The organism is uncultured Cyclobacterium sp., assembly GCF_963976465.1.
In the GTDB taxonomy this organism is placed as follows: Bacteria; Bacteroidota; Bacteroidia; order Cytophagales; family Cyclobacteriaceae; genus Cyclobacterium.
Genome location: NZ_CAXBOC010000189.1, coordinates 1 through 9,253, shown reverse-complemented (window position 1 = coordinate 9,253; position 9,253 = coordinate 1). Strand labels below are relative to the sequence as shown.

9 protein-coding genes and 1 pseudogene are annotated in these 9,253 nt (G+C 35.4%); 6 read left to right on the top strand and 4 right to left on the bottom strand.

Annotated elements, in window-relative coordinates:
• The coding region (locus AAC037_RS12005; protein WP_339903227.1) for an endonuclease/exonuclease/phosphatase family protein at nucleotides 1-759 on the bottom strand (759 nt) is incomplete at its 3' end.
• A gap of 363 nt (nucleotides 760-1,122) precedes the next feature.
• Between AAC037_RS12005 and AAC037_RS12000 the strand changes: the two genes are divergently transcribed.
• From AAC037_RS12000 to AAC037_RS11990, 3 genes are all read left to right on the top strand, one after another.
• Nucleotides 1,123-2,067, top strand: coding sequence for an ATP-binding protein (locus tag AAC037_RS12000; RefSeq protein ID WP_339903226.1), 945 nt, complete (start codon nucleotides 1,123-1,125; stop codon nucleotides 2,065-2,067).
• A 408-nt stretch (nucleotides 2,068-2,475) separates the two neighbouring features.
• Nucleotides 2,476-2,907, top strand: a complete 432-nt coding sequence (locus tag AAC037_RS11995; protein WP_339903225.1) for a response regulator — start codon at nucleotides 2,476-2,478, stop codon at nucleotides 2,905-2,907.
• 4 nt (nucleotides 2,908-2,911) lie between these two features.
• The gene (locus AAC037_RS11990; protein ID WP_339903224.1) at nucleotides 2,912-3,916 is read left to right on the top strand and encodes a response regulator; all 1,005 of its coding nucleotides are present in this window, start codon (nucleotides 2,912-2,914) and stop codon (nucleotides 3,914-3,916) included.
• Nucleotides 3,917-3,922: 6 nt separating this feature from the next.
• Here AAC037_RS11990 and AAC037_RS11985 read toward each other — a convergent pair whose 3' ends face one another.
• Both AAC037_RS11985 and AAC037_RS11980 read right to left on the bottom strand, forming a co-directional pair.
• On the bottom strand, nucleotides 3,923-4,426 hold the full coding sequence (locus AAC037_RS11985) for a GNAT family N-acetyltransferase (protein WP_339903223.1): 504 nt from the start codon (nucleotides 4,424-4,426) through the stop codon (nucleotides 3,923-3,925).
• A gap of 169 nt (nucleotides 4,427-4,595) precedes the next feature.
• Complete coding sequence (locus AAC037_RS11980) at nucleotides 4,596-5,399, bottom strand: 3'-5' exonuclease (protein ID WP_339903222.1); 804 nt, start codon at nucleotides 5,397-5,399, stop codon at nucleotides 4,596-4,598.
• Nucleotides 5,400-6,042: 643 nt separating this feature from the next.
• Between AAC037_RS11980 and dnaB the strand changes: the two genes are divergently transcribed.
• Entirely contained in the window at nucleotides 6,043-7,629 is a 1,587-nt protein-coding gene (gene dnaB, locus AAC037_RS11975; protein ID WP_339903221.1) for a replicative DNA helicase, read from the top strand.
• Here dnaB and AAC037_RS11970 read toward each other — a convergent pair.
• Nucleotides 7,626-7,952, bottom strand: a complete 327-nt coding sequence (locus tag AAC037_RS11970; RefSeq protein WP_339903220.1) for a tetratricopeptide repeat protein — start codon at nucleotides 7,950-7,952, stop codon at nucleotides 7,626-7,628. The two genes, dnaB and AAC037_RS11970, sit on opposite strands and share 4 nt — an antisense overlap.
• A gap of 58 nt (nucleotides 7,953-8,010) precedes the next feature.
• Here AAC037_RS11970 and AAC037_RS11965 point away from each other — a divergent pair, with 58 nt between their 5' ends.
• Complete coding sequence (locus tag AAC037_RS11965) at nucleotides 8,011-8,742, top strand: electron transfer flavoprotein subunit beta/FixA family protein (RefSeq protein ID WP_339903219.1); 732 nt, start codon at nucleotides 8,011-8,013, stop codon at nucleotides 8,740-8,742.
• An 11-nt stretch (nucleotides 8,743-8,753) separates the two neighbouring features.
• Nucleotides 8,754-9,253 (top strand): annotated as a pseudogene (locus AAC037_RS11960) (electron transfer flavoprotein subunit alpha/FixB family protein); the annotation flags it as partial.

Sequence of the window (9,253 nt, the reverse complement as noted above, 5' to 3'; positions counted from 1 at the left end):
TGGACTGACCAGAATATAATCTATCCTTTGCTGGTTTTTTTCGAAATCTGACTTTGAAAGATCTTGGCCGAGCACCAAAGTGGGGAATGACTTTTTATTCTGATCAGCATGTTTTTTTTGTACAACGTCTATCAAAGGCAGTGAAAGAAATTTAGAAATTACACTATAATCTATGGTTCCCAACCGTAAATTTTGATAAGCATCGGGGCCGTTTTTTGCCCTCCGAAGGCTATCTGAATGCTGCTTTCTTTTCAAAGATACTGTATTTTGAGCGTCATAATTTACATCGAAAGGAGATTGTGAGTTAAAATCCCCTAAAATCACCATCTTGCTATGCTCCTCCATAATGACGCTTTTTTGAGCATAATCACTTATAATTTCAGCCTCCTTTCTCCTAAATGCCCAATCGTGGGGGCTTAAATGAACCACAATAAAATCAATGCCATATGATTTTACATGAAGCATTCCATGCCATAAGCCTCCAAGCATTTTTGTTTTTAACTGAATAGGTTGTTTGGAGGTGATGCCAATTGGATAGCCATCTTCTTTGAGTAAAATCGAATACTCATGGCCAAATTCTTTTGCCCAAGCCTCTAGCTTATCTGAGGTAAAGTCGTTCAGCTCTTGAAAACCTATAACATCTGCATCTATCTCTTTTAGCCATTCGGTCATTTTTGTTTTCCTATCCAAGTCTTTCCCCCAATCAAACCCATTCCATATATTATAACTAAGAATTTTTAGGCTGTCATTTTGGGCCATAGTAGGTTGGTTTAATAGGCCTAGCATGAGAAACAGAGGGCTTAATTTGAAAATAAAATTACACATTTGGTTACTGATTAAACTGATAAATAAGACATCCTAAAAGTAGCATTTAAATTAATTGGGTTGTAATTTTGCCCTATTAATAAAAAAAGAATTTTGACTCAAGCATTGTTTTGAGTTAAGACATTGGATTAATTTTTATTAGAAAATAAATGTTAAATGGTAGGCCATCAATTGAAAAACATGGATTGAGTTTAAGAAAAGAAATACTTTTTTGTTAGATGAGAAAAGTAGTAAGGATTGTTTAGTAATTTGCACCCTTCAAAGTGGGAGAAAAAGGAAGTTTTTTAGTAGATAGACATGAAAGCAAGCTTAAGAATTTCATTAATCTATATTGTAGCTGGCATTTTTTGGATTGTCTGGGGTGATAATTTAGTTGAATTTATTTTTTCCAATAAAAGCAATGAAACAATTCAATTACTTAAAGTATCAGCTAATATTTTATACTTTTTATTGACAGGTATTCTACTATATATTTTAATTCAAAAGCAATTCAATTATTTGGATGATAAAGTTAAAGAGCTTGAGCATGTGGAGCAAATATTTGATAATGAGCGTCTAAAGTCTGACCATTCAAAAAAACAATTGGATCAATTTATTATTGTAGCCTCCCATGACTTGGCAGGACCTGTTCGTCAAAGTCAAGGTTTTTTGGAGCTTTTTATCCGAAAGAATCAAAACCAATTATCTCAGAATTCTCTTAATTTTTTACAGCTTACTTTAGATAATTTTATAAAAATTAAAGCCATAATTAATGATATTACAACTTTTTCCCAGCTCTCCGGCTTAGAATCTAAGCAGGAATTAGTGAGTTTGGATGAGGTTTTTGAAAAAGTATTACACCTTAACTCCAAAAAAATATTGGAGCAAAAAATTAAACTCAAAGTTGATAAGTTGCCACAGGTAAAGGGTGATTACAAACCTCTTATCCAATTGTTTGATAACTTAATTTCCAATGCAATTAAATTCAAAGATGTCAATAGGCCACTAACTATTGAGGTTTTAGCAAATTCCAAAGAGGGTTTTTGTACGATAGAGATTAGAGATAATGGCCGAGGAATACCTGTTGAAAATTTAGAGAATATCTTTTATATCTTAAAACGATACGATTATGGCTTTATTAAACGGGGGACAGGTATGGGTTTGGCTATTTGTAAAAGGATTGCAGAAGGATTGGGTGGGCAGATTTGGGCAAACTCAACAATAGGAAAAGGAAGCGTTTTTTATGTAAAACTTAGAGTTTAGGGTAGCTTTTTCAAGGAATTCAATTGATTATAAGTTTCCCTTTTAATATTAACTTTGAAAATCCCCATGTTTCTGATGTGCTGGATGTAGCGATATCAAATAAAAATTAGCACAAATTCTTATCATTAATCATTCGTAATGCATTGATTTTCTGGATTAATAAGGGAGTGATAGTTTAGTGATGTGACTTTTTAAAATGTTTTCCACCTCTCTAGCGAAGAATTTTTGTTTTTTAGAAATGCATATTGGGGAAAATTCAAAATATGAAAAAGAATGCATAACGTATTAATATTTAATTCTTCTGTGTCTTTGCGAAAAATAGCGTATTTTTGATTAAAATTACAGTGATGAAGGAGGAGCTTACGTTTTAGGTAAGGGTATATAAAGGGGGGATTAAGAAATTAGATTATGGAGAGTTTAAATATTCTTTTAGTTGAAGACAATGAAGGGGATATCTTCTTAATTTCAGAGGCTCTGGAAGAGTTAGATTTGCCCTTACATATTAGCCTTGCAAAAGATGGTAGGGAGGCAGTGGAATTTTTAAATTCATGTCTCCGACTGAGAAGTAAACATATTCCAGATTTGGTTTTATTGGATATCAACTTGCCTTTTAAAAATGGTCAGGAAGTCTTGAAATTTATCAAAAATTCTGATGATTTAAAACGTTTACCTGTGATTATGCTCACCACCTCATCCAATCAAAAAGATATTAATGATTCCTACGATAATCACGCCAATAGTTATATCATAAAACCTTTCGGTTCTGGAGGTTACCAGGAAATCCTTAATAGGATTCGAACTTTTTGGTTTTCACTAGTGGAATTACCTTCAAAAATTTAAATGGATGAGTTCAATTAATGAGGCTTTAAATTTTTTAATTATCGAAGATAACGAAGGGGATTTCGTTTTAATTTCAGATTCGATAGAAGAAAATTTCCCCTTCGCAAAAGTGGATTGGGCACCTACCTACGAGGAAGCCTTACATCGGGTATTTGACGATTACGATGTTATTTTACTTGATTTAAGTCTTGATAATATTAGTGGTGAACCCCTGATTAAGGATATAAAGAATAGGGCTCCTAAAATCCCCATTGTGGTATTGACTGGTTATTCCAATAAAGCTTTTGCCTTAAAATCGATCGGTTTAGGAATGTCCGATTATTTGATTAAGGATCAGATGCATCCTGAGATCTTATACAGAAGTGTAATCTATAGCATAGAAAGAAAGAAAATTTTTAATAGATTAGAAGAATCCGAGGTCAGGTATAAAGAACTTTTTCAATTTAACCCGCTTCCTATGTGGGTTTTGGATCAAAAAACCTATAATATTTTAAGTGTAAATGAAGCAGCCATTAGAAGTTACGGTTTTACATTTGAGGAATTTCTTGAAAAATCGTTTTGTGATATTCAGATAAAAAAGGTTAAGTCTACTTCCCCCTCACGAGAAAATGAAATCAATTTTTGTAAAAATATTTCCGGACTCCATTTACATAAAAAAAAGAATGGTGATACCATCACTGTAGAGACTAGTGTAAATAATATTAACATTAATGGAGAGGATGTTAAATTAGTGCTTTCAAATGATGTGACCCATAAATACATTCATTTAAGAACCATAGAGAAGCAGAATAAGCAGTTAAAAGAAATTTCATGGGTGCAATCGCATATTGTTAGGGCGCCTCTCGCAAGACTTATGGGGTTGGTTAATCTCTTAAAAATGACCAAAATTGAATTGCCTGATGAAGAAAAAGAAATGTTAAATCACATTGAAATTTCAGCGGAAGAACTGGATGGTGTGATTAGGGATATCAATGAAAAGGCTTCCAAGGTAAAAAAATCGGGTATGTAGTTTTTGCTATTGAATATTTTTAGTAAATACATAATCATCCATAATATACCCTTTCCCAATGGGAATAATAACATCTTCGATCTTGCTAAAACCTTGTTTTGTATAGAATCTTATCGCAGAATGATTGTATTTGTTTACATTTAATGTGAGTAGTTTAAAGGCATTTAAGCGCCCATATACTTCCAACTTCTTCAATAATATTTGGCCTATTCCTTGACCTTGAGAAGACGGGTTAATGTATAATTTGTGGATTTTTACCTTGTCTTTTAATTCTAGATTGGGTTCAAAAGCCATAAACCCCAAAGTTAAATCGTTTCTCTTGGCCAGCCAAAAAACGATTTCTTTTCCGGAAATTTGTGAGTGGAGGGTATCTGTGTTGTACATCAACTCCATCATGTATTCCAATTGAGCTGAGCTGAGAATATCTCTAAAAGCAATGGGCCAAGTGGTTTTCGCGATGCTTTGAATCTGGGGAATGTCTTTTGTTGTCGCTTTTTGGATACTGATCATCTTTGGGACTTTAAATGAGGCAGTAGTATCGAGGATTGCTTACCTTATACCCAATACAGCGCTATTTGTAAAGGGCTAATTAAGGTAAGCTGGTTTGAAATATCATTCCCCCAATTCAAGCATAAGGAGGAATGATACATTCATTTTTAAGTTTTCACTGTATTATTTATTACAAATTAAAACCTCTCAGTTTTACTTGTGTTAGTTTTCTCTTGGTGTCAAGCGGGAAGTCTCCCTTCATCATCCAATCATAGTATCCCGGTTCTTCCTTAAGAACCTGGGCGATGGGTTTGCCTTTTTGCTTACCAAAATTAAAACACTCTTCTCCTTTGTCATTAAAAACAAACCTACCGGCAAGGTCCACCATTTTCTCATTGATCATGTTGTGAATTTTCTTCATGTCATTTTCAATAATTCCTATTTTATTGCCTTGAAGATCTTCAAGCTCTTGACCCTGATACCTTTCAATTTGAGATTTAAAAACTTCATAGGTAGCAATGGTATCGGCTTCAGCACTGTGGGCATTTTCCAAGGTTTTGCCACAGTAAAATTTGTAGGCAGAAGACAAATTTCTTTTTTCCATCATAAAAAATATCTTTTGGGCGTCCAAAAGATTTCTTTTTTCAATGTCAAAATCTATTCCTACCCTTAAAAATTCTTCAACCAATAGAGGGATATCGTATTTAAGAACATTGAAACCTGCTAAGTCAGCACCTTCAAAGAAACGAAACAATTCTTTGGCCACATCTTTGAAAGTTGGTGCATCTGCCACATCCTTGTCATATATCCCATGGATTAATGAGGTTTCTAAAGGAATAGGAACTGTGGGATTAATTTTTAGGGTTTTTAGTTCTTGGCTTGAATCAGGGAATATTTTTAATATTGATATTTCAACAATTCTATCTGTGGAAATATTAATGCCTGTAGCCTCAAGATCAAAAAATGCAATGGGCGTTTTGATATTCAAATCCATTTGTTTTTTTATTTAGTAAAATGAAAAATTAATAATTTTTAAAAATGTTAAGGAAAGCCACTGATGAAACATTGGATGATTTGTAATTTAATAGGTGAAACTTTCCCGGATAATTTTAACGCAAATATAGTGATTTCCCTTTGCTAAATTCGGATTTTGCCTAAGTGAAATCTCCTAACTAGATAGGTGGATGGAATTATAAAATTGAAGGTTTTTGTTAAAATACATTTCAATACATTGTACTTAGCTAATCTTAATGATTAAAAAAATTGTTTTTTTCTTTGTCAAGCCAATAAAAAAAATGACTCGGTGTTGGGGTCAAATTGACTAAAAGAGGCATTAGAATGATTGTAGTCGGAGTTGTAGCAGCTACTTTTTTATCATTTAGGACAAGATATTTATTGTTTGATCATCCGATAGTTGCTGTTAAGCAGGAACTTTTTTAGTAAAGATTTAATTGATGTTTTCAATTTCCGAAAGGCCATGGATAATGATTTCAAGGTCAATTAAGGAGGGTTTTCATTTTTTGAATAATTTATCATCCCCTCATAATTGATTGTTTAAGTTGTCGTTAGGTAAATGTGGATAAGATAGTGTATAAATTGTTTAAAATCTTTGATTTTAATAGGGTACTTTTGTTATTATGTCAGACAACAACAGCGATAGAAAAGAACGTAAAGGAAATACAAGGAGGCGACCCAATGAATCCTTACCTGCCTTAGGGAAATTACCACCTCAGGCCATTGATATGGAAGAAGCTGTATTAGGAGCGCTGATGTTGGAAAAAGATGCCTTGACTGCCGTTGTGGATATACTTTCTCCGGGCAGCTTTTATAAAGATGCTCATGGCTTAATCTATGAAGCAATCCTTGATTTGTTCAATGCTGGAGAGCCCATAGATCTGTTGACTGTAGTCAATCAACTTAGAAAAAATGGGAGCTTGGAGTTGGCTGGTGGAGTTATCTTTATCACGGAACTAACCTCAAAAGTATCCTCCGCTTCAAATATTGAATACCACGCACGTATTATTACCGAACAGGCAATGAAACGTGATATGATAAAGATTTCTTCTGAAATTCAGAAAGAGGCTTTTGAGGATACCACAGATGTATTTGAATTACTCGACAAGATGGAGCAGTCTCTATTTGAGATTTCCGAAAACAATATCAAAAAGAATTATGTGGACATGCGTTCAATTATGCGAGAAGCCATAACTGAACTTGAAGGAAAAAAAGGGCAAAAGGATGGGCTAACAGGAGTGCCTTCTGGCTTTACGGCTTTGGATAGGGTCACCTCAGGGTGGCAAAAATCCGATTTGGTGATCATTGCAGCAAGACCTGCCATGGGTAAAACTGCTTTTGTGCTTTCCGTACTGCGAAACGCCGCAGTGGATCATGACAGGCCGGTAGCTATATTCTCCCTTGAGATGTCATCCATTCAGCTGGTCAATCGTTTGATCAGTTCTGAGGCTGAGTTGGATTCTGAAAAAATTAAAAAGGGAAACCTCGCCGATTATGAATGGCAGCAATTGATACATAAAACAGGAAAGTTAACCTCCGCTCCATTGTTTGTGGATGATACCCCGGCTTTGTCGATTCTTGAATTAAGGGCGAAATGCCGAAGATTAAAAGCGCAAAATGACGTACAATTAATCGTGATTGATTATCTTCAACTAATGTCTGGAGACAGCAAAGGTGGAAATGGGGGAAATCGTGAGCAAGAAATTTCAAGTATTTCTAGGGCTTTGAAAAAAATCGCAAAGGAATTGAGTGTACCGGTAATTGCACTTTCCCAGTTGTCTAGGGCAGTGGAAACCAGGGGAGGAGACAAAAGACCCCAGCTTTCAGATTTAAGGGAATCTGGTGCGATTGAACAAGATGCGGATATTGTAATGTTTCTGTATCGACCTGAGTATTATGGAATAACAGAAGATGAGGATGGCAATAACACTGCTGGTGTAGGTGAAGTTATCATTGCCAAGCATAGAAATGGTTCTTTGGAAAATGTTAAATTGAGGTTCATTGGTAAATACACCAAGTTTACCGATTTGGAAATGAATGTTCCTTATCAGCAACAGCCCCAAGAAGCCCTATATGGGAGTCGTTTCCCAAGTGGAGCTGGTGGTAAAGATTTTGATGATGAAGGAATGGTTCGTATGGGCAGTAAAGCCAACGGTGATTCGGGAGGTGAAAATCCTTTTCCGGGAGGAAACGAGCCCGCACCATTTTAGTCATTTTCAAACTGAAAATTCAAGTAGGCATTTTCCAATTCTTTTTTAGCATGTAAGTTGTTTTGAGCTTTGGCTAATTCGATGCCATCAGAAAAAATTTTATCAGCTTTTTCCAATTCTTCCTCGTTGGCATAAAACATGGCAGCATGATAATAAGTAGCCAGATAGTCTTTATGTTCTATTAATAGTTTGTTAAAATAAAAAGAAGCCTTTTCTTTGTCTTGATATTGGTATTCCAAAGCCAAAGCATAAAGGTTGAAAGGATTTTCGGGTTCTTCTTCAATATAATTCAGGAGTTCTTTTACCCTGTCTAGATGTTTCATGCTCATGGAATTAATTTGCTTAGTTGTTTATTTTAATGACAAATTTAAATAAAAATACATGAAAATATTGGTTTGTATCACACATGTACCTGATACCACTTCAAAGATTCAATTTACTGAAAATAATACCCAGTTAGATAAAAAAGGGGTTCAATTTATTATAGGTCCTTACGATGACTATGCTTTGGCCAGGGCTGTAGAACTAAAAGCAGAGACCAATGGGAGCATCACCGTGCTCAATGTAGGGGAGGCAGAAACTGAACCCACACTTCGTAAAGCATTGGCCATAGGAGCGGATGAGGCAGTAAGAATAAATGCTGCTCCTACAGATGCCTTTTTTGTGGCCAAACAAATTGCCAATTATGCAAAAGACAAGGCCTTTGATTTAATTCTTATGGGTAGGGAGTCTATTGATTTTAATGGAGGCATGGTTCATGGTATGGTAGGAGAGTTGTTGGGCATGCCTTCTATGTCTCCGGTTATGAAATTGGAGATCGAGGGTGGCAAAGGAAAACTGTCAAGAGAAATCGAAGGAGGAAAAGAGTTTATTGAAGTAGATTTGCCATTTATCGCCGGTTGTCAAGAACCTATTGCAGAGTGGAAAATTCCAAATATGCGTGGAATTATGTCTGCAAGGACAAAACCACTCTCGGTGATTGAACCTGTGGAAGAGGCTCAAAGAACAGCAGTCAATTCCTATGAAATGCCTCCTGCAAAAGGAGCTGTTAAACTGGTTGATAGTGTAGATCAACTGGTTGATTTATTAAAAAATGACGCCAAAATTCTTTAAATAAAACGAGCATGTCGATATTAGTATATATAGAACAAGATCAGGGTAAAATTAAAGGGTCTTCTTTGGAGGCAGTGTCTTATGCAGCAGGGCTCTCAGAATTGCAAGGTGCCAATGCCATTTATCATATTGGAGATGAGCGATTGGATCAAGGGGTTATTTTGGCTCATGCTGATGCCATCGCTAATGTTTTTGAGAAAGTTGGGGCGGCCACACTTGTTTTGGCTAAGTCTTCGCTAGGGGATGCTGTAGCAGCCAGATTAGCAGTAAAGCTGGAAGCTGGCCTTGTCTCCAACGTGGTAGGATTGCCTGATCTGTCCAATGGCTTTGTAGTAAGAAGAAGTATTTTTACAGGTAAAGCTTTTGCAGACACTTCAATAGACACAGAAAAGAAAATTCTTGCTGTAAAAAAGAATATTCATCCCATTAAAACTGATGGTGGTGAAGCGAAGGTTGAATCTTTGGATTTAACGATTTCAGAAGAGAATTTTGTTGCAAAAATAACGGGAGC